The organism is Brenneria uluponensis, assembly GCF_032395385.1.
GTDB classification, from domain to species: Bacteria; Pseudomonadota; Gammaproteobacteria; order Enterobacterales; family Enterobacteriaceae; genus Prodigiosinella; species Prodigiosinella aquatilis.
Map to the genome: position 1 here is coordinate 2,289,073 of NZ_CP135917.1, position 21,128 is coordinate 2,310,200.

The window sequence follows — 21,128 nt, forward strand, 5'->3', positions numbered from 1 at the left end:
TATCGGAGTTCAGGGATGAAACCTGTTAAGACCACACAGCGTTTGTTGAGCTATGTGCTGATTTATCTGGTTGCCATGCAGCCACTGCTGCCAGCAATGGCCGCAGCAGTGAGCGTCGCCTCGGGCAATACTTCACTGGATAACGCTGGCAACGGTGTGCCGATTGTCAATATCGCCACGCCCAACGCAGCTGGCATATCGCATAACCAATATAACGATTTCAATGTCGGCAAATCGGGCCTGATCCTTAATAACGGTACGGCACGGTTGAATGCCACCCAACTGGGGGGATTGATTCAGAGCAACCCCAATCTGAATGGCAAAGCGGCTGACGCCATCATCAACGAAGTGGTCTCTTCAAACCGCAGCACACTCGCTGGTTATCTGGAAGTGGCTGGCAAGCAAGCCAATGTAATGGTCGCCAGCCCGTATGGCATTACCTGTAATGGCTGCGGATTTATCAATATCCCGCAGGTCACGCTGACCACCGGTAAACCGCAATTTGGTGCCAACGGGCAGTTACAGGCACTGGATGTGCGTGACGGCAATATCACTATTACCGGTCAGGGGCTGGATGCCAGCAACAGTGACTATTTCAGCCTGATCGCCCGTACCGCCACACTACAAGCTGGGTTGAATGCCAAAGATGCCCGCGTGATCCTGGGGGCGAACCGGGTAGGCAGTGATGGCAGTGTCACCGCACAGACGCCGGGCAGTGCCGCGCCCACACTGGCGCTGGATACCAGCGTGCTGGGTGGCATGTATGCCAACCGCATCCGTCTGGTGTCAACGGAAAACGGCGTCGGGGTGAATACCGGCAATCTTGGTGCGCGCAGCGGCGACATTACGCTGGCAGCCAACGGTGAACTGACGGTCGGGAATGTGGTTGCTCAGGGCAATATTCAATTGCAGGGCGGAAAACTGGCCGTACAAGGCAAACAACAGGCGGGCGGGCAGCTCGATTTACAGGGACAGCACGGCATCCGCCTGCAAGACAGCACGCTGCGATCAGCGCAGGACATTACTTTATCGTCCAACGGACAGATTCAGTCGACAGGCAGCACGATAAGCGCAGGAGTAAACCGTCAGGGAACAATCCAGGCAGGGAATCAACTGACGATAAAAGGTGACAATGTCACAATAAACCACAGTCAACTGGTGGCAGACCAGGTGGCGTTGACGGCAACCGGGCATCTGCAACAGGATGCGGCCGGGGTTATTCGTGCGGGGAAAACACTCCGTCTTGGTAGCGCCAGCGCCGAACTGAATGGTGAAGGTGGCGGTGAAACGCTTCGGCTGGAGAGCGGTGTGTTAACAGGTAGCGGTCGTTGGCAGGCAAGCGACGACCTGTCGCTGAGCGGCGTGACCCAGGGTGACTGGTCAGGCAGACTGCTGGCAGGCAATGTGCTGGATATCCGTGCGGGTGATCTGACCAACAGCGGCACGCTGTCGGGTGGGCAAGTCAGTTTGCACGCCGGGCGCTGGGATAACAGCGGAACGATCAGCGGTCGTCAACTGACGCTGACGGCGGATTCACTGATAAATCAGGGTACGCTGGGCGCAGAGAAAGGTGTCGACCTGCGAGTGAACGGTGACCTCGATAATCAGGGAACATTGCTGGCTGGTGATACGCTGCAACTGACGGCGGCGTCGCTGGATAATCACGGCGTGATCAATGCTAACCAACTGAGTCTTCATGCCAACCGCCTGATCAATGCTGGCACATTAGAGGCTCAGGGGGATGCCGATCTCACCATTGATGCCCTGTTTAGCCAGACGGCGGATGGCATGTTGCTGAGTGGCAATATGCTGACGCTGCAAAGCGGCGATCTAAAGACCGCAGGACATCTTCAGGCGCAACAGTTGACGCTTGACACACAGCGTTGGCTGAATACCGCCGGTGTCAATCTGGGCGGTGACGGAAGGGTCACACTGTCCGAACTGAATAACAGGGGCAGCCTGTTGGCGGGCCAGGCGCTGGACATCCGTGCGGGTGATATGACCAACAGCGGCACGCTATCGGGTGGACAAGTCAGTCTGCACGCCGGGCGCTGGGATAACAGCGGAACGATCAGCGGTCGTCAACTGGCGCTGACGGCGGATTCACTGATAAATCAGGGTACGCTGGGCGCAGAGAAAGGTGTCGATCTGCTGGTGAACGGTGACCTCAATAATCAGGGAACATTGCTGGCTGGTGATACGCTGCAACTGACGGCGGCGTCGCTGGATAATCACGGCGTGATCAATGCTAACCAGCTGAATTTCCATGCCAACAGCCTGATCAACGCCGGGACGCTACAGGCTCAGGGGGATGCCGACCTCACCACTGACACCCTGTTCAGCCAAACGGCGGATGGCATGTTGCTGAGTGGCAATATGCTGACCTTGCAAAGCGGCAGTATGGCAACCGGAGGTCGGTTGCAGGCGGGGCAGTTACAACTGGATACCGGCCGTTGGTTGAACACGGCAGAAGTCAGTTTGGGAGATAATGGACGTGTAACGCTGGCCGAGTTGGATAACCGAGGCAGCATGCTGTCGAAAGGTGGCTGGCAACTCACCGGTGAGCGGCTGAATAATCAAGGCAGTCTGCAAGGCGACACTCTGCGTCTGAACGCCACCGATATCCTGAACAGCGGGCACATACAGGCAGCACAGGCGTTGACGCTGAATGCCCGCCACTCCGTTACCAACGATGGTGACGGGGTGAGCGGTGCGACACTGACCCTGACCGCTCCCTCGCTGGATAACGGCGGAATGTTGCAGGCTCGGCAACTGGTGCTCAGTGGCCAGCAGCTGGTTAACCGGGGACAGTTGACTGGTATCGACCAGCTAGACATGACGCTCAGCGGTGCGCTGGACAATCAGGGGATGCTGGGCAGTAACGCACTGATGTTATCGGCGGACCATCTCACCAACGCAGGGACGATGACCGGCATCGATCGGTTGAACCTCAGTTTGAACGACGATCTGACGAACGATGGCAATATCAACAGTAACCAATTGACGGTGACGGGTGGATCGCTCAGCAACAGTGGCTCCCTGTTGGGCGTGAATGGCGCTGACGTGCGTCTGACCGGTAATCTCGATAACCAGGGGATGATTGGCAGCTCGGCGGCTCTGGCGGTGCAGGCGGCGGCGGTAACTCAAGGCGGGCGGATGGAGGGGCAGACGCTCGACGTTCGGGCTGACTCTCTGGATAACAGCGGTACGCTATTGGGGCTGGATGCACTGACGCTGGCGATACGCGACAGCGCCCGCAACACCGGAAAGTGGCTGAGTCAGGGCGATAGTCGCCTGCGTACGACGCAACTGAATAACCGTGGGCAATGGCAAGCCGATACCATGACGGCGAATGCGAACACCGTCACTAATGCCGGACAGATGCTAGGGATTAAGGCACTGACGCTGACGGTAACAGACAGCCTCAGTAACCAGACGGCGGGCAAACTGCTGACGCAAGGTGCGGCGGTACTAACGGCCAATCGTCTGAGCAATGATGGAGAATGGCAAGCTGGTAATTTGACACTGCAGGCTGGGCAGTTCACCAACACCGGACGGGTACAGAGCAATGGCGCATTGGACGTGACATTGTCACCATATACTGCGCCGGAATCGGTAACATCGAGTCTGTCAGGCACATCGCTGTTGGCACAAAACAGCTTGAGTAGTACGGCCCCGAGCGGCCTGTTCAGCAACAGCGGCACCGTGGTGGCGGGTGGTGACAGCCAGTTCCGGGTCAGTCAATTGGATAATCTGGGCACGCTGGCGGGTGGCGGCGACATGAACGTTCGCGCTGGCCAACTGGATAATGGCGGAAACTGGCTGACGCAGGGCAGTTTGTTACTGGACGGTAACTATCAGGGAGGCGGTTTACTACAGGCGGGCGACACGCTGTCATTACGTGGTGACCAACTCAGTAACAGCGGTCGTTGGGATAGCGCCACGCTGGTGCTGAACGGGGGCACCTTTGACAATCAGGGAATTGTACAGGCGGAAAGCGGCGGCACACTGAATCTGACCAGGGCATTGAGCACTGGGGTGGACAGCCATCTGCTGAGCAACGGTCTGCTAACGGTACAGGCAGGGACGTTCAGCCAGGCGGGAGAAACCGGCGCGGGCCAGTTGCAGGTTACCACCGGTTCGTTGGATAACCGCGGGCGGTTGGTGGGGCTGACCGACCTGGCCCTGAACAGTTCGAGCACGCTGACCAACTACCGTGGTGGTGAGATACTGGGTAACGGCACCAGCGCGCTCAGTGCCGTCACGCTTGGCAATGAGGGAACGATTAATGCTGCGGATGTCAGGTTACGAGGCACGGACATCACTAATCAGGGGAATATACAGGGGAGCACGGCGCTACAACTGCGGGCCGATAATAGCCTGATTAACCAGACCAACGGACAGATCTTATCTGGCGGCAATACCGGGCTGAACGCCAACCAGGTAGACAACAGTGGCTGGCTGCAAGGGAACGATCTGACGTTGAATGCCCAGCAGTTGACCAACGGCGGCACTCTGAAGGTACAAAATGCACTGACGCTCACCGTGCCACAGTGGGTGAACAGTGGCACGCTGCAAGTCGGACAGGCGGACATCACCGCCGACACCATCGACAATCGGGGCGCATTGCTGGGGCTGACGCGGCTGGCGTTACAGGCAAATCGCATCACCAATGTCGCCGGGGCGAAACTCTACAGCGCCGGGGATATGTCGCTGAAAACCGGGACGCTGGAACAGAGTGGTCAACTGGTGGCGCTGGGCAACCTGCAAGCCGACATATTGAACCCGATGAGGTTCGCCAGCACGCTGGCGGCTGGTGGGCAACTGACGCTGAACGTTACCGGGGATCTGGTACAAGCCGGGACGTTGCAGGGCAATGGCGTGACGGTGACCAGCAGCGGAAATCTGACCAATCAGGGCAAAATTGTGGCGGGCAGCGGTAATTCTACGCTGAGTGCCGCTAATATTACCCAGACGGCAAGTGGCAGCATACAAACCGGGAATAGCCTGTCACTGCTGAGTAGCGGAGGGGTCAGTAATCAGGGCTTTATCGGTACAGCAGGGGATTTATTACTGCGTGCCGGTGGGCTGGTCAATAATACCAGTTTGGTGTACGCTGGAAATAATCTGCGGCTGTTCTCGGATTCGTTAATTAATCGCTTCGGCAATATTTTGGTGGGCAATAATCTGTGGTTGCAGCGGGATGAAAACGGCACGGCTAACAGCCGCATTTTAAACAGCTCCGGTACTATCGAAACCCAGCGCGGCGATATCAACATTAATACCGGTAATTTAACCAACCAGCGAGAAGGGCTGGTGGTGACAGAGAGTAATAGCAGCACGGCAGATATGCCATCCTGGGCCGGGGGGACGACAGCAAGTATTCCCATAAGTTGGTTTAAAAATGGGGAGCTAGGAGTTTATTCAGATACATTTGAGATGGGTGGTGGTGGACATGGTGCTCCCACTAGATCTCAATACTACGTATATGTGCCCTATGAAAACGCAGAGATTCAAAAAGTGGCTATCACTAGCAAATTAACTGCGGTGAATGTGGAGGGTAGTGTCGGTATCATTGGTTCAGGAAATAATCTTTCAATACATACTGGTGAATTGATAAATCAGGCATCATCACTATTGGCGGCCAATAATGTGAGTCTGTATGGTGAAAGGTTAAATAATCAATCATATCAATCAGGTAATTTAACTAAATATTTAATTTATACTTATAAGAAACCTAGAGTTGAAACAGACCGACCGATAATCCCTTACCATATCGGCGATACTATACATAAGAATGCAGACCAATATATTTATTACACATTATCCAGCTCCCCTGTCTATGAAAAAACCATTGGCCAAAACTATAACGCCACTATTCAGGCTGGTGGATCTATCACCGCCAGTTTCACCAGCAACATCAGCAATACCAATTTACAGCCGGGCAGTGGCAGTTTTATTCCAGCCACCGCAACCCCTGTGCTGGCTCGAGTCTCTTCGCTGGGGGGATTGACTCAACCGGGTGACCACAGCCTGAGCACCGGCAACAACGACCTGTCCTTGTCTCACAGCAGCACGCCGACACTCGAATTGCAGCCGGGCGTACAGGCAGCGGCGATTAACGTTGATCCGGCCCATCCCTTCAGCAATCTCTCTGCGTCGGATCTGATAACGTCGATCAATCAGGGTTTACAACAACTGGACCAGCAGACGCTAACGGACTACCCGTTGCCATCCGGCAATAACGGGCTGTTTGTCGTAGACCCGAACAGTGACAGTCACTATTTGATCCACAGTAATCCGAAGCTGGATCAACTGGGTCAGGTAGACAACCGTCTGTTCAGTGAATTACAAGGCATGCTGAATCAGACACCCGCCACGCAGGCGAAGGTGGAAACCCGTTCTCAACTGACGCAGGCGAATCAGTTCCTTGGTTCCAGCTATCTGCTGGGCAAACTGAATCTGGATGCGGATCATGACTATCGTTTCCTTGGTGATGCCACTTTTGACACCCGTTATATCAGCAATGCGCTACTTGATCAGACTGGCCAGCGTTATCTGAATGGCCTGGGATCTGATCTGGCGCAGATGCAGTATTTGTTGGATAACGCTGCACAGGCGCAAAAAAGTCTCAACCTGCAACTGGGGGTCAGTCTTACCCCTGATCAGGTGGCGGGGCTGAGTCACAGCATCGTCTGGTGGGAGAACATTACCGTCAACGGCCAGACAGTATTGGCGCCGAAGCTCTATCTGGCGCAGGCCGACCAAAGCAACCTGCAAGGCAGTAGCATTGTAGCCAACAGCGTCAGCCTCAGCGCGGGCGGTGCGGTCACCAATAGCGGCAGTACGGTGAAAGCGGTTGAGGCGCTGGCCATTGCCAGCGGCGATAAAATTGAGAATAGCGAAGGCGGACTGCTGAAATCGAATGGCAGCCTTAATCTGGTATCGCTGGGCAATTTGACGAACAGCAGCGCCACCATTCAAGGGAATAATGTCACGCTGGCCAGCATCAATGGCGACATTATTAACACCACTACGGTAAATCAGTGGCAGACAGCGGCGAAAGACGGTCGGGGTAGCGGTTCGCTGACACGCACCGATCTGGGTAAAACCGGCAGTATTGTGGCGGATAATGCCCTGACATTACAGGCTGGGCATGATATCCAACTGAATGCCGGACAACTAAGCGCTGGCCAGAGCATGGCGCTTGGCGCTGCCAATGATATTACGTTGAATGCGACACACACGCTGAAGGAGACGGTCGACACTCGCGGCGGAGGCACCAGCCAGAATCGTACCCAGGGGCTGGTGAGCAGCCAACTGACCAGCGGAGGCGATCTCAGCCTGAGCGCCGGGCGTGACCTGACCACCGAGGCCGCCGGACTGAATGCGACGGGCGATATGGCGCTATCCGCCGGGCGGGATCTGAACCTGCTGTCGGCCACGCAGGAACAATACAGCGGTCACTGGTGGGATCGTCACGCTGACTGGCGTCAGACAGTCAGTCAGCAAGGTACGACACTGAACGCCGGTCGCGGATTGAGTCTGGATGCGGGCAATGACATCAACCTACAGGCTGCTCAGGCGGAGACAAACGGCGCACTGACGGCAAAGGCCGGCAACGATATCAACCTGCTGTCGGCTACTGAAAGTCAGCATGATTTCTTTGAAGAAACCAAGGTTAAAAAGGGACTGTTCTCAAGGAGCGTAACTCATAATTTACAGGACACGCTGCAAACCACCGAGAAAGGGACACTGCTCTCGAGCAACAGTGTGGCATTGACATCCGGACATGATATTAACGTGCAGGGCTCATCAGTGGCGGCCGAAGACGATGTGGCGTTGACGGCGAAAAACAATGTCAACACCGCTGCCAGTGTGGAGAACTACCAGAACTACGAAGAACACAGCAAGAAGACCAGTGGGTTGTTCAGTGGCGGGGGTATCGGCTTTACTATCGGCTCCACGTCGGTCAGCCAGAAGCTGAGAGATAAGGCGGCGACCGAGAGCCAGAGCGTCAGCACGCTGGGCAGTACCGGTGGATCGGTGCGCATTAATGCCGGTCAGGATGTCAAATTGGCGGGAACGGATGTTATTGCGGCCCGTGATGTCCAGTTGACGGGCAACAATGTCACTGTCGATCCGGGTTACGATAAACGCCAGCAGGAACAAAAATCCGAGCAAAAAACCGCCGGATTGACGGTGGCGCTCTCCGGCGTAGTGGGATCCGCGCTCAACAGCGCGGTGCAAAGCATTCAGGCTGTGCGTAAAGCGAGCGATGGTCGGTTGGCTGCGTTACAGGGCATGAAAGCCGTTTTGTCCGGTTATCAGGCGTATCAGGGAACGCAGCAGGACACCAACAATAAAGGAACATCGTCATTTGTTGGCATCAGTGTATCGGTAGGCGCACAGCATTCTAGCAGCAGTCAACACAGTGAACAGACACAAAGCTTTGCCTCTACACTGAATGCCGGCAATGACATCAGCATTACAGCGCGCCGTGGTGATATCACTGCGGTTGGCAGTCAGTTGAAGGCAGCCAACAATGTAGAACTGAACGCGGCACAGGCCATCAACTTGCTGTCGGCGCGTAACAGTGAGGAACTTAGTGGTAAGAACAGTAGCAGCGGCGGCAATATCGGCGTTAGTGTCGGGTTGAGTAATGGGGGAGCCGGGTTCAGTGTTTCTGCCAATGTTAATGCAGCCAAAGGTCGGGAACTGGGCAGCGGTAACAGCTGGTCAGAAACCACGGTGGATGCAGGTCAGCGCGTCGGCCTGACCAGCGGTGGAGACACCAACCTGATTGGTGCGCAGGTCAGTGGTGAGCAGATCAGCGCCAATGTCGGCGGCGACCTGTTAGTGCAAAGTCAACAGGACAGTAATCAGTACGACTCGAAGCAGACTAATGTCGCGGCAGGCGGTAGCTTTACCATCGGCTCAATGACCGGTAGTGGTTACCTGAGTGTGAGCCAGGACAAGATGCACAGCAATTTTGATAGCGTGCAGCAACAGAGCGGGTTATTTGCGGGCAGCGGTGGCTATGACATTGATGTCGGCAACCACACGCAGTTAGACGGGGCGGTGATCGGCTCGACGGCCAGTGCGGACAAAAACCGGCTGGATACCGGCACGCTGGGCTGGAGCGATATCGGCAATAAAGCCAGGTTCTCGGTATCACACACGGGTATCGGACTCAGCGCCAGCCCGTCGCTGAGCGGCACGGATATGCTGAAATCGGCGGCGTTGACGGCGCCGTCGGCGCTGATGGCGATGGGCAGTGGCGGCAACGCCAGCAGCAGCACCTATGCAGCGGTCAGCGACGGTACGCTGACAGTCCGTAATCAGGCGCAGCAGACGCAGGATGTGACGATGCTCAGCCACGACGTCGAACATGCCAACAACGCGCTGAGCCCCATCTTCGACAAGGAGAAGGAACAAAAACGGCTGCAAACGGCGCAACTGATAGGGGAAATAGGTGGGCAAGCCATCGACATCGTTCGGACGCAGGGGGCTATCAAGGCGGAGAAAGCGGCGGAAGCGAGCGGCGAGTCGAAAGTAAACCGCCCGGCGGATGATGCGCCGGAAAAAGACTGGGAAGATTACAAAAAGGCGCTGACGGAGACTCCGTCCTATAAGGCGGCGATGAAGGATTATGGCACGGGGGGCGATTTCCAGCGGGCGGCTCAGGCAGCAACGGCGGCGCTGACGGCGCTGGCGGGCGGGGATATCCAGAAAGCGCTGGCGGGGGCGTCGGCACCGTATCTGGCGCAACTGGTGAAAGCGGCCACGATGCCGCAGGATGGTAGCAAAGCGACGGCATCGGATATCGCGGCGAACGCGATGGGCCACGCGGTGGTGGGGGCGGTGGTAGCCGAACTTTCCGGTCAGAATGTAGCCGGCGGTGCAGTGGGCGCCGCTGGTGGCGAGCTGGCGGCGCGAAGCATCATGGCGTATCTGTATCCGGGCAAGGAAACGAAAGACCTGACGGAAGCGGAGAAACAGTCGGTAAGCGCGCTGGCGACAGTAGCCTCAGGGCTGGCCTCCGGGCTGGTAACGGGAGATACTACCGGCGCGGCCAGCGGTGCACAGGCCGGGAAGAATGCGGTGGAGAATAATGCGCTGAGTGTGCCGGAAAACCAAGACCGAGCCAAAGAAATGACTCAGTGTCAGGGAGATGAGGCTTGCACCGCCGTAGTTGAGAAATACAGGAAGATTAACGCCGAACAGCATGAAAGTGTTGTGAACTGTACCGGTGCTCAAGACTGTGTTGATAAGGCTAATGAAGTCGGCAAGTTACAGGCAGATTACGCTAATCGTACCAACGAGTTGATGGAAAAAGCGCGTGCTAACGGTAGTTTAATCCCGGAAGAACAGAACGAATTATCTATTCTTCAGGTGACTTCTATCCAGCTTGAAGCGGACAGAAACGCAGCTATTCACAACGCACTGATGTCTGGTGATTCGTCTGAAGCCAAACAGCTTGCGATAAACTCACTGGCACAGGTAGCAGGAACCAGTGCGGCGGGAATTGCTGCCGGGATCGGGAAGTCTGGCTCAGGAAAAGGTAGTGCACTACCAACGTCGACGGCAACTACAGCTCAAAACGGTTTGAATTATCAATCAAATCCTAAGCATACTCCTGGACAACAGGGCTATAGTTATAAAGCCGGTACGGAACCAAATAACTCCATAGATTTATTTAGTACATCTGTCACAAGTGGTAAGAAACGATATGCTAAGGATGCAGAGGGGAATGTTCATCAGTTTACGAATACAAATGATGGAACATGGCATTGGTCTGGAAGTACTGGGGACAAATCAGCACCGCTGAATAAAAACATGATCCCTTCGGATGTTAAAAAACAATTAAACTTACCTAAGAAGGGCTGGTGATTATGATCTTCGGAGACCCAAATGAATTTGCAATATTAATGGATGTTGTGCCTGCTTGGACTTCGGGCGATAGTTATAAAAATGGACTATTCCATTTTATTATTGACGGTAGGTTTTTGCCTGACTCTGTAGGGGTCGCTACTTTGAGTGGGGATATAAGCTGCTTATCAGACGATAATGCTTTGCTCTCACCACCGGAAGATAATGCTTTATTTAATATGGATAAATTTAAAGCTTTTTCGACTATGCTAAAAGTTATGCTACCAACTATGCTTGAACCTGAGGAAGATGTACCTGATGATTTTGAAACGAGCTATAAATATCAAGCATCCACATACAATTTAGAGGATGGTTCTTGTTATGTACTAGCTGTTAGCTCAGGAGACAAAGTAAGGATATTGGGTGCTAAAACTAGCTACTTATCAGGGAATAATATAGATGGCTATGAATGGAAGAATTATGATCATCTAAATATCTATGAAGTCATATTGTCGAAAGAAAGAATACGTAAAATAGTCAATGATGTTAAGAATCAATATACTTTGATAGGTAAATAAGTTAATCCCGCCCTCAGTGGCGAGGTTTTTGCTTCTACGACTTAAATCCGTCCACCTCCCGCCGCTGCAACCAAATAGCATTGGTCGCGGCAGCGGATTACCGTTGTTCCGCAGAGTGAAGGTGGTTCGACTTGTCTCTTAACCGCCCAACGTCCGAACGTGAACCGTTAATCAGACCCAACTGAGGGACAGGAAATGTTTTGTGGCCACCGCCCGCTGGCCGTAATCCCCAAAACCATCCGGTCAGGGCCATGCTCCGACACCCCCGCGCTAAAACAAAAACCCCCGGTATGACCGGGGGTGAGGGTGTTATTACTCGGCAAACGTCAGCCCGCCGGGGTAATGCTTGATCCAGTTGGCTGCCGCGCCCGGGTCAAAGGGTTCAATGCTGAGTCCTTCCAGACAGTGCGGACAAAAACCGCCTGGATACCGGCACGCTGGGCTGGAGCGATATCGGCAATAAAGCCAGGTTCTCGGTATCACACACGGGTATCGGACTCAGCGCCAGCCCGTCGCTGAGCGGCACGGATATGCTGAAATCGGCGGCGTTGACGGCGCCGTCGGCACTGATGGCGATGGGCAGTGGCGGCAACGCCAGCAGCAGCACCTATGCAGCGGTCAGCGACGGTACGCTGACAGTCCGTAATCAGGCGCAGCAGACGCAGGATGTGACGATGCTCAGCCACGACGTCGAACATGCCAACAACGCGCTGAGCCCCATCTTCGACAAGGAGAAGGAACAAAAACGGCTGCAAACGGCGCAACTGATAGGGGAAATAGGTGGGCAAGCCATCGACATCGTTCGGACGCAGGGGGCTATCAAGGCGGAGAAAGCGGCGGAAGCGAGCGGCGAGTCGAAAGTAAACCGCCCGGCGGATGATGCGCCGGAAAAAGACTGGGAAGATTACAAAAAGGCGCTGACGGAGACCCCGGCCTATAAGGCGGCGATGAAGGATTATGGCACGGGGGGCGATTTCCAGCGGGCGGCTCAGGCAGCAACGGCGGCGCTGACGGCGCTGGCGGGCGGGGATATCCAGAAAGCGCTGGCGGGGGCGTCGGCACCGTATCTGGCGCAACTGGTGAAAGCGGCCACGATGCCGCAGGATGGCAGTAAACCGACGGCATCGGATATCGCGGCGAACGCGATGGGCCACGCGGTGGTGGGGGCGGTGGTAGCCGAACTTTCCGGTCAGAATGTAGCCGGCGGTGCAGTGGGCGCCGCTGGTGGCGAGCTGGCGGCGCGAAGCATCATGGCGTATCTGTATCCGGGCAAGGAAACGAAAGACCTGACGGAAGCGGAGAAACAGTCGGTAAGCGCGCTGGCGACGGTGGCCTCGGGACTGGCCTCCGGGCTGGTAACGGGAGATACTACCGGCGCGGCCAGCGGCGCCCAGGCGGGCCGTAATGCGGCGGAGAATAACTTCTTCGCACCACCGATGCCGGTGGTTGTGGGGGGTGAAGCGGCTGCAATGGCGGGAGCGGTGGGACAAGGCGTTCGTCAGGGCGGTGGGAACGCTGATGACGAAGATATGGGTGGCAGTTGTGAAGGCACCCGTGAGCAGTGTGCGGTACGTGATGGCACCCGTGGGCCGGGGCATACGGAATTACCGATAGCAGATAACGATCCGACCGGCGGTAAGCTGGAAAATCCGGCCCCGACGGAGAACACGGCCACCACGCTGACGACGCCGGATCAGTCTGGCATGAATAATCCTCTTATTACAATTTCTCCTGAATCTCAGCCAGGGAAAAATGACGGAATATTCATTAACCCTAGACCTGTAGAAAATACAGGTACTAGCTATATTTCTGAATCATCTGATAAGAGAAGTTCTATTAGCGCAGGTGATTTCTTTAAGGGAACGGCATATACAGATAAAGTTAAAAATCAAGCATCTTCTGGCGACTATCACTCATTCCCAGAATCTGTCGATGCCCATGCTGGCCAGGGAACAGTATCAGTAATTACTGGTGGCGATGGTATAGAGCGTCTGAAGTTAGAGATATCAGGTAACTATCGTGGGAAAGAAGGCATTTTCGAATATATCCGGGAGCCAAACGGCTCTATAAATCATCGTCTTTTTGTTCCTAAATAATTGATAAGGTTAATGATGTGATTAATAAAATATTAGAGTTATATGCCCGGTGTGGGAAAAGTCTTTTGGATGATGGTATTAATGATGCAGCGCTGCCGATATCTGTCGTAAATGAGGCTCTGGAGTTATTTGAAAAAGCCAAATGGACAGTGCTTGGGGGGGATGTTTATCAATACGAAAATAATAAAATGAATAATTTTTATGCGGATTGGTACTGTAATTTGGTAACACCTTCTGATAGTTGCAATCATGCAAGAGAGCATTTAAGAAAACTACACGGTAATAATATTTATGTCACTTTTACAATAAAAGGTTGAAACGATCCCGGCCCGTGCCGGGATCGTCGTTTTTACCGGTTAGATCCTAATCTCCGCCTCAATCACTAATTTACCCCGCTCAGCGGTAATCATCACCGGCTGGTCGGTGTTAAAGCCGAGCTCTTCCAGCCAACATCCGAACGTGAACCGTTAATCAGACTCAACTGAAGGACAGGAAATGTTTTGTGGCCATAGCTACGCTGGCTGTGATCCCCAAAACAACCGGGTCAGGGCCATGCCCCGACACCCCAGCGCTAAAACAAACGGCGCAACTGATAGGGGGAAATAGGTGGGCAAGCCATCGACATCGTTCGGACGCAGGGGGCTATCAAGGCGGAGAAAGCGGCGGAAGCGAGCGGCGAGTCGAAAGTAAACCGCCCGGCGGATGATGCGCCGGAAAAAGACTGGGAAGATTACAAAAAGGCGCTGACGGAGACCCCGTCCTATAAGGCGGCGATGAAGGATTATGGCACGGGAGGGGATTTCCAGCGGGCGGCCCAGGCAGCAACGGCGGCGCTGACGGCGCTGGCGGGCGGGGATATCCAGAAAGCGCTGGCGGGGGCGTCGGCACCGTATCTGGCGCAACTGGTGAAAGCGGCCACGATGCCGCAGGATGGCAGCAAACCGACGGCAGCAAACCGACGGCATCGGATATCGCGGCGAATGCGATGGGCCACGCGGTGGTGGGGGCGGTGGTAGCCGAACTTTCCGGTCAGAATGTAGCCGCCGGTGCAGTGGGTGCCGCTGGTGGCGAGCTGGCGGCGCGAAGCATCATGGCGTATCTGTATCCGGGCAAGGAAACGAAAGACCTGACGGAAGAGGAGAAACAGTCGGTAAGCGCGCTGGCGACAGTGGCCTCAGGACTGGCCTCCGGGCTGGTAACGGGAGATACTACCGGCGCGGCCAGCGGCGCCCAGGCGGGCCGTAATGCGGTGGAGAATAACTTCTTCGCACCACCCATGCCGGTGGTCGTGGGAGGTGAAGCGGCTGCGATGGCGGGAGCGGTGGGACAAGGCGTTCGTCAGGGCGGTGGGAACGCTGATGACGAAGATATGGGTGGCAGTTGTGAAGGCACCCGTGAGCAGTGTGCGGTACGTGATGGAACCCGTGGGCCGGGGCATGTTCTAAATGGTGATGGTTCTTCAACTGATGCACAGCCGAATGTCAGTAAAAACCTAAGTGATCAGGAGAAAGCGGAACTGGGTGGCTCGGGTTCAGGTACACCAGGAGGTTGGGGGCCGCAGGATGAGGAGAACGCGAGGAATCAGACAGATAATCAAATCGGAAAATGGTCTATTGATGAGCTATCTGATGGAGCTAAACACATCGACCCAGCTTCTAAAAAAGGGGATTTGACTCTTGCTGGACGTGCTCTTCAAAAACATGGAAGTCGTGAGGGGAGCTCATTCCCTTCAGCAAAGGGCAATCCATCAGCTATAAATGAACAAGGCCAAAAAATTGTAGATAGCATTTTGAACGACCCTAATAAGTCAGTCGTTCGGAGTAATACAGGGCGTTATGGGCAAGTGACCGACGTAATTTCTTCTAGTGGGCGTGGGTTACGTTATGACGCACAAGGTAAACTTATAGGCTTCTTGGAACCACCGAAATGACTAGTAAATTAACTGCGCAAATAGCAAGTTTGCCAGACCGAGATAACGTTGTTTACGAGATTTATTATGGAACTAATCAAGTTGCAGAGATCTCAAATGAACCTGATCTTGGTCTGCAAATAGAGATTTTTACTTGCTCTGATGGGGGAAACTGGATTTTTAATTTTAATGAATTCCGCTCTCTTATTGAACAAGCAGAAATAAATATTACATAATGATGAATCCCGCCTCTGTTGGCGGGATTTTTGTACCCGTCAGATTACTCTAATCTCAGCCTCAATCACCAATCTGCCTTTCTCCACGGCAATGATCACCGGCTGGTCGGTGTTAAAGCCGAGCTCTTCCAGCCAACGTCCGAACGTGAACCGTTAATCAGATCCAACTGAAGGGCAGGAAATGTTTTGTGGCCACAGCTACGCTGGCCGTGATACCCAAAACAACCGGGTCAGTACGCCCCGACACCCCCGCGCTAAAACAAACGGCGCAACTGATAGGGGAAATTGGTGGGCAAGCCATCGACATCGTTCGTACACAAGGAGCCATCAAGGCGGAGAAAGCGGCGGAAGCGAGCGGCGAGTCGAAAGTAAACCGCCCGGCGGATGATGGGTCGGAAAAAGACTGGGAAGATTACAAAAAGGCGCTGACGGAGACCCCGGCCTATAAGGCGGCGATGAAGGATTATGGCACGGGGGGCGATTTCCAGCGGGCGGCTCAGGCAGCAACGGCGGCGCTGGCGGGCGGGGATATCCAGAAAGCGCTGGCGGGGGCGTCGGCACCGTATCTGGCGCAACTGGTGAAAGCGGCCACGATGCCGCAGGATGGTAGCAAAGCGACGGCATCGGATATCGCGGCGAACGCGATGGGCCACGCGGTGGTGGGGGCGGTGGTAGCCGAACTTTCCGGTCAGAATGTAGCCGGCGGTGCAGTGGGCGCCGCTGGTGGCGAGCTGGCGGCGCGAAGCATCATGGCGTATCTGTATCCGGGCAAGGAAACGAAAGACCTGACGGAAGCGGAGAAACAGTCGGTAAGCGCGCTGGCGACAGTGGCCTCAGGACTGGCCTCCGGCCTGGTAACGGGAGATACTACCGGCGCGGCCAGCGGTGCACAGGCGGGCCGTAATGCGGTGGAGAATAACTTCTTCGCACCACCGATGCCGGTGGTCGTGGGAGGTGAAGCGGCTGCGATGGCGGGAGCGGTGGGGCAAGGCGTTCGTCAGGGCGGTGGGAACGCTGATGACGAGGATATGGGTGGCAGTTGTGAAGGCACTCGTGAGCAGTGTGCGGTACGTGATGGAACCCGAGGACCGGGGCATACCGAGTTACCGATAGCGGATAAAGACCCGACAGGCGGCAAGCTGGAAAACCCGGCACCGGCGGAGAACACGGCCACCACGTTGACGACACCGGACCAGTCAGGGGAAAATGGTGCCAGCGATACCGGTAATCCGGAGGGCGCGCCAGCTACCGCCGGAAATACCACCACGACGCCTATCCCGGATGGGCCAAATAAAGATGATTTGGCTTATCTGGCTATAGGAGATAAACCTGCAAACTTATCGCCTGAAGGTTCAGCAAGAGCAGGGGCATTCAATGAGGCTAAAAGACAATCTGGCATCCCTGTTAGCTAAAGCCCGAGCAGAGTATCTCCAAACGTTGACAGACGCGACAATGTTCAACCCGGCTATATATATGAGTTTGAAGTACCGAAGCCTGGTGGCGGAACTCAAAAAGTATATATTCGTGATGATGCCGGTGGACATTTCTATGGGGATGATTCCAGCCAAAACCGTGGCGCACACTTTAATGATGAGAAAGGTAATCACTATGACTATTAATTATATTAAACGACATGCTGAAAATTTAAATGTCAAAAATGATATTGCTAATTTCAATGGGTTACTTTTTTCATTGGATGGTATTTCAGCTGTAAGCTGGGAGCTGCCGGGGTGTTCACGGAGAGAATATGGTGAGCAATTGTTGAAGGATATATATACTGCCATCACTGGTAATAATAGTGATGGTATTCATGTAATGGTGCAACTAGTGCCAGAACAGCCTGATACTGCAATAGTTAACTATAAAAAAACTTGGGGTTTGATTGAGCATTCAGGTGTGAATTTAGATAATATTTTCGATAAAAGATCCTTTATTGATAATGGAGTTAAAGGACTTGTGTTAACTGGGTTTGGATATATTTTTAATACAGAGGATGGTGAGATACAAAAATTAATAAACGTGGAAGAAAAATTGTTTTTTTCAAATTTATCGCCAGACATTGACATTAATAATAACTCTCAATCGGATCGTCTTACACAGTGGTTACATAATATTTTGCTCAATGATGGGATCATTTTTTTTCTCTTGGGTCGTTTTGATGAAAAAGACTCAGAGGTTGTTGCTTTAGGTAGTAAATATGCTTTGAGAAAAATCATGTAATTCATTTTGGAAAATAACTTCTTCGCACCACCGATGCCGGTGGTTGTGGGGGGGGGGGAAGCGGCTGCGATGGCGAGAGCGGTGGGACAAGGCGTTCGTCAGGGCGGTGGGAACGCTGATGACGAAGATATGGGTGGCAGTTGTGAAGGCACCCGTGAGCAGTGTGCGGTACGTGATGGAACCCGTGGGCCGGGGCATACGGAATTACCGATAGCGGATAAAGATCCGACTGGTGGCAAACTGGAAAATCCGGCACCGGCGGAGAACACGGCCACCACGTTGACGACACCGGACCAGTCAGGGGAAAATGGTGCCAGCGATACCGGTAATACGGAGGGCGCGCCAGCTACCGCCGGGAATACCACCACGACGCCTATCCCGGATGGGCCGAGTCAGGATGACATAGCGTATCTGGCCTTAAAAGGAAAAGAGGAGCAGGAAACGGCTGGAAAACTGGGTTTTGATCGAAGAATCCCAGCACCTAAAGCACCATTCAACTCACATGGGCGGCCTGTATTTTTTGATGGCAAAACTTATATCACACCTGATATTGACAGCCATAATATTACAAATGGTTGGAAGATGTTTGACCGTAAAGGAAAACGCATGGGTACCTATGACAGTGATCTAACCAGGATTAAGGATTAAGCAATGTTTGGTATATTTCCTAATGGTTCACCTATCAATGAAAATGATGAGATGGTTCTTCCTACATCTATTATTATTGATTCATTTACAGAACCAGTTCACATACCTTTATCATATTGGAATTTTGACGATTACAAGCAAAGCTGGCTGATGTCTCTTAAAGAAGGTATACACAGTAAAAAGCATGCTGCTTTAGCTGTGTCAATGTATGAGCCTGATCACACGAATTTTATCTTTGTCTGGGTGGTATATTTTTCTGATAATGAAGTCTTTGTTCAAAATAGCATTTTATTTTTAGATGAATGTCCGGGTTTTACTCCTAAAAATATAAATAACTTTATTGAACCACGTACTACACATAATGAAGACGGTATGAAAATATCTGAGTGGCATACTGATCTGAAAAGTATTTTAGATTTTTACAATACTCTTAAAGGCTGAGATGAATCCCGCCTCTGTTGGCGGGATTTTTGTACCCGTCAGATTACTCTAATCTCAGCCTCAATCACCAGCCGCCCGCGCTCCACGGTAACAATCACCGGTTGGTCGGTGTTAAAGCTGAAGTCTTCCAGCCAACGTCCGAACGTGAACCGTTAATCAGACCCAACTGAGGGACAGGAAATGTTTTGTGGCCACAGCCCGCTGGCCGTGCTCCCCAAAACCATCCGGTCAGGGCCATGCCCCGACACCCCAGCCATAAAACAAAACCCCCGGTATGGCCGGGGGGGACGTCGGTTACTCGGCGAACTTCAGGCCGCCGGGGTAATGGTTGAGCCAGTTGGCGGCGGCGTCCGAGTCAAAGGGTTCAATGCTGAGTCCTTCCAGACAGTACGGACAAAAACCGGCTGGATACCGGCACGCTGGGCTGGAGCGATATCGGCAATAAAGCCAGGTTCTCGGTATCACACACGGGTATCGGACTCAGCGCCAGCCCGTCGCTGAGCGGCACGGATATGCTGAAATCGGCGGCGTTGACGGTGCCGTCGGCACTGATGGCGATGGGCAGTGGCGGCAACGCCAGCAGCAGCACCTATGCAGCGGTCAGCGACGGTACGCTGACAGTCCGTAATCAGACTCAACTGAAGGACAGGAAATGTTTTGTGGCCACAGCTACGCTGGCCGTGATACCCAAAACAACCGGGTCAGTACGCCCCGACACCCCAGCGCTAAAACAAACGGCGCAACTGATAGGGGAAATTGGTGGGCAAGCCATCGACATCGTTCGGACGCAGGGGGCCATCAAGGCGGAGAAAGCGGCGGAAGCGAGCGGCGAGTCGAAAGTAAACCGCCCGGCGGATGATGCGCCGGAAAAAGACTGGGAAGATTACAAAAAGGCGCTGACGGAGACTCCGTCCTATAAGGCGGCGATGAAGGATTATGGCACGGGGGGCGATTTCCAGCGGGCGGCTCAGGCAGCAACGGCGGCGCTGACGGCGCTGGCGGGCGGCGATATCCAGAAAGCGCTGGCGGGGGCGTCGGCACCGTATCTGGCGCAACTGGTGAAAGCGGCCACGATGCCGCAGGATGGTAGCAAAGCGACGGCATCGGATATCGCGGCGAACGCGATGGGCCACGCGGTGGTGGGGGCGGTGGTAGCCGAACTTTCCGGTCAGAATGTAGCCGGCGGTGCAGTGGGCGCCGCTGGTGGCGAGCTGGCGGCGCGAAGCATCATGGCGTATCTGTATCCGGGCAAGGAAACGAAAGACCTGACGGAAGCGGAGAAACAGTCGGTAAGCGCGCTGGCGACAGTGGCCTCAGGACTGGCCTCCGGGCTGGTAACGGGAGATACTACCGGCGCGGCCAGCGGCGCCCAGGCGGGCCGTAATGCGACCGAGAATAACTTTTTGAGTGCGACGGAAGCCGACAGGAAAGCGGTGCTGGAGCGCAGGGAAAAAGCCGGAACACTGACGGCGGACGAAGCCAAAGAACTGGCGGATACCCGCAAGCTGGATAAAGACCGCGATCAGGCCATCCACGACATCTGTACGCAGGGCAACAAATCAGGCGGGGCGTGCTCGGCACTGGTGGCTCAGGCGCAGCAGGCGCTGAATACCTATGGCGGCAATGTCAGCTACAACCTGATATTTAAAGACCTGTACCCGCAGGACGCGACCAATGCGAGCGCCATCCTGAAAGGGCTGGATGAAGGGAGCATCACCCGCGATGCGGCCATCACCGCCATAGCGAAAGCGACCGGAAAAGGCTGGGATGAGGTGGCGTCGCAGTATGATTCCGTCATGACGGCTCATGCTATTACGGTAGCACTGGCTGGTGTGTATGGGATGAAATCGACTGTTCCAGATAGTAAGGGAATAACACCTGCTTTAGAGTCTGGAGAATATTCAGCAATCAAACCCGGCCCATTGAAACCTTCAATGGCGGAAACATTTTCCGGTGGACGTTATCAGGAAAAAACCTTTACTGAAGATACAATTTTGTATCGAGCAGGGGTGAGTGATACTCCCTTTGGGCAATATTTTAGTTTCGAGAAGCCGACAAGTGTGATTCAAACGCGAATTGATAAAGCGGTACTTCGTAAGCGCCCTTAAATCGGCATCTTTTTTTCAGT

15 protein-coding genes are annotated in these 21,128 nt (G+C 54.1%); 11 read left to right on the forward strand and 4 right to left on the reverse strand.

The features are described 5' to 3' along the window. Nucleotides 1-15: 15 nt before the first annotated feature. The 4 genes from RS889_RS10480 to imm40 all read left to right on the forward strand — a co-directional run bounded on the left by RS889_RS10480 (nt 16) and on the right by imm40 (nt 13,863). On the forward strand, nt 16-10,893 hold the full coding sequence (locus RS889_RS10480; protein ID WP_315710631.1) for a hemagglutinin repeat-containing protein: 10,878 nt from the start codon (nt 16-18) through the stop codon (nt 10,891-10,893). A gap of 2 nt (nt 10,894-10,895) precedes the next feature. Beyond that, nucleotides 10,896-11,450, forward strand: a complete 555-nt coding sequence (locus tag RS889_RS10485; RefSeq protein ID WP_315710993.1) for an immunity 42 family protein — start codon at nt 10,896-10,898, stop codon at nt 11,448-11,450. A 530-nt stretch (nt 11,451-11,980) separates the two neighbouring features. Next, nucleotides 11,981-13,546 (forward strand): VENN motif pre-toxin domain-containing protein, encoded by a 1,566-nt coding sequence (locus RS889_RS10490; protein WP_315710633.1) that lies wholly within the window; start codon nt 11,981-11,983, stop codon nt 13,544-13,546. Between the two features lie 17 nt (nt 13,547-13,563). After that, nucleotides 13,564-13,863, forward strand: a complete 300-nt coding sequence (imm40, locus tag RS889_RS10495; protein ID WP_071598755.1) for an Imm40 family immunity protein — start codon at nt 13,564-13,566, stop codon at nt 13,861-13,863. Between the two features lie 39 nt (nt 13,864-13,902). Here imm40 and RS889_RS10500 read toward each other — a convergent pair whose 3' ends face one another. Together RS889_RS10500 and RS889_RS10505 are read right to left on the reverse strand one after the other, a co-directional pair. After that, nucleotides 13,903-13,992, reverse strand: coding sequence for a SymE family type I addiction module toxin (locus RS889_RS10500; protein ID WP_315710995.1), 90 nt, complete (start codon nt 13,990-13,992; stop codon nt 13,903-13,905). A gap of 335 nt (nt 13,993-14,327) precedes the next feature. Next, nucleotides 14,328-14,540: a hypothetical protein gene (locus RS889_RS10505; RefSeq protein ID WP_315710636.1), complete on the reverse strand. Its 213-nt coding sequence runs from the start codon at nt 14,538-14,540 to the stop codon at nt 14,328-14,330. On the opposite strand from RS889_RS10505, the gene RS889_RS10510 reads away from it, so the two are divergent. Continuing rightward, nucleotides 14,532-15,476 (forward strand): VENN motif pre-toxin domain-containing protein, encoded by a 945-nt coding sequence (locus RS889_RS10510; RefSeq protein WP_315710637.1) that lies wholly within the window; start codon nt 14,532-14,534, stop codon nt 15,474-15,476. The genes RS889_RS10505 and RS889_RS10510 overlap by 9 nt on opposite strands. Beyond that, nucleotides 15,473-15,691 (forward strand): hypothetical protein, encoded by a 219-nt coding sequence (locus RS889_RS10515; protein ID WP_315710638.1) that lies wholly within the window; start codon nt 15,473-15,475, stop codon nt 15,689-15,691. Before RS889_RS10510 ends, RS889_RS10515 begins: the two co-directional genes overlap by 4 nt. Before the next feature lie 39 nt (nt 15,692-15,730). On the opposite strand, the gene RS889_RS10520 is transcribed toward RS889_RS10515, so the two are convergent. Continuing rightward, complete coding sequence (locus RS889_RS10520) at nt 15,731-15,823, reverse strand: SymE family type I addiction module toxin (RefSeq protein WP_315710997.1); 93 nt, start codon at nt 15,821-15,823, stop codon at nt 15,731-15,733. A gap of 56 nt (nt 15,824-15,879) precedes the next feature. Between RS889_RS10520 and RS889_RS10525 the strand changes: the two genes are divergently transcribed. Genes RS889_RS10525 through RS889_RS10540 form a run of 4 tightly spaced genes read left to right on the forward strand, consistent with a single transcriptional unit; the run spans nt 15,880 to nt 19,000 of the window. Then, nucleotides 15,880-17,103: a VENN motif pre-toxin domain-containing protein gene (locus tag RS889_RS10525; RefSeq protein ID WP_315710639.1), complete on the forward strand. Its 1,224-nt coding sequence runs from the start codon at nt 15,880-15,882 to the stop codon at nt 17,101-17,103. Beyond that, complete coding sequence (locus tag RS889_RS23785; RefSeq protein WP_425475124.1) at nt 17,066-17,911, forward strand: hypothetical protein; 846 nt, start codon at nt 17,066-17,068, stop codon at nt 17,909-17,911. The genes RS889_RS10525 and RS889_RS23785 overlap by 38 nt, the downstream gene beginning before the upstream one ends. Before the next feature lie 6 nt (nt 17,912-17,917). After that, entirely contained in the window at nt 17,918-18,559 is a 642-nt protein-coding gene (locus RS889_RS10535; protein ID WP_315710640.1) for a toxin C-terminal domain-containing protein, read from the forward strand. Nucleotides 18,560-18,562: 3 nt separating this feature from the next. Next, nucleotides 18,563-19,000 (forward strand): hypothetical protein, encoded by a 438-nt coding sequence (locus RS889_RS10540; RefSeq protein ID WP_315710641.1) that lies wholly within the window; start codon nt 18,563-18,565, stop codon nt 18,998-19,000. 38 nt (nt 19,001-19,038) lie between these two features. Here RS889_RS10540 and RS889_RS10545 read toward each other — a convergent pair whose 3' ends face one another. After that, nucleotides 19,039-19,131 (reverse strand): SymE family type I addiction module toxin, encoded by a 93-nt coding sequence (locus tag RS889_RS10545; protein WP_315710999.1) that lies wholly within the window; start codon nt 19,129-19,131, stop codon nt 19,039-19,041. Nucleotides 19,132-19,512: 381 nt separating this feature from the next. Here RS889_RS10545 and RS889_RS10550 point away from each other — a divergent pair, with 381 nt between their 5' ends. After that, a complete protein-coding gene (locus RS889_RS10550; protein ID WP_315710642.1) occupies nt 19,513-21,108 on the forward strand; it encodes a VENN motif pre-toxin domain-containing protein in 1,596 nt (531 codons plus the stop codon). Nucleotides 21,109-21,128 lie beyond the last annotated feature (20 nt).

Excerpts from the sequence above, each read along its gene's own strand:
- RS889_RS10480 (WP_315710631.1), top strand. The coding sequence starts at position 16 with ATGAAACCTGTTAAGACCACACAGCGTTTGTTGAGCTATGTGCTGATT.
- RS889_RS10485 (WP_315710993.1), top strand. The coding sequence starts at position 10,896 with ATGATCTTCGGAGACCCAAATGAATTTGCAATATTAATGGATGTTGTG.
- RS889_RS10490 (WP_315710633.1), top strand. The coding sequence starts at position 11,981 with ATGCTGAAATCGGCGGCGTTGACGGCGCCGTCGGCACTGATGGCGATG.
- RS889_RS10510 (WP_315710637.1), top strand. The coding sequence starts at position 14,532 with ATGGGCCACGCGGTGGTGGGGGCGGTGGTAGCCGAACTTTCCGGTCAG.
- RS889_RS10515 (WP_315710638.1), top strand. The coding sequence starts at position 15,473 with ATGACTAGTAAATTAACTGCGCAAATAGCAAGTTTGCCAGACCGAGAT.
- RS889_RS23785 (WP_425475124.1), top strand. The coding sequence starts at position 17,066 with ATGAGGCTAAAAGACAATCTGGCATCCCTGTTAGCTAAAGCCCGAGCA.
- RS889_RS10540 (WP_315710641.1), top strand. The coding sequence starts at position 18,563 with ATGTTTGGTATATTTCCTAATGGTTCACCTATCAATGAAAATGATGAG.
- RS889_RS10550 (WP_315710642.1), top strand. The coding sequence starts at position 19,513 with ATGCTGAAATCGGCGGCGTTGACGGTGCCGTCGGCACTGATGGCGATG.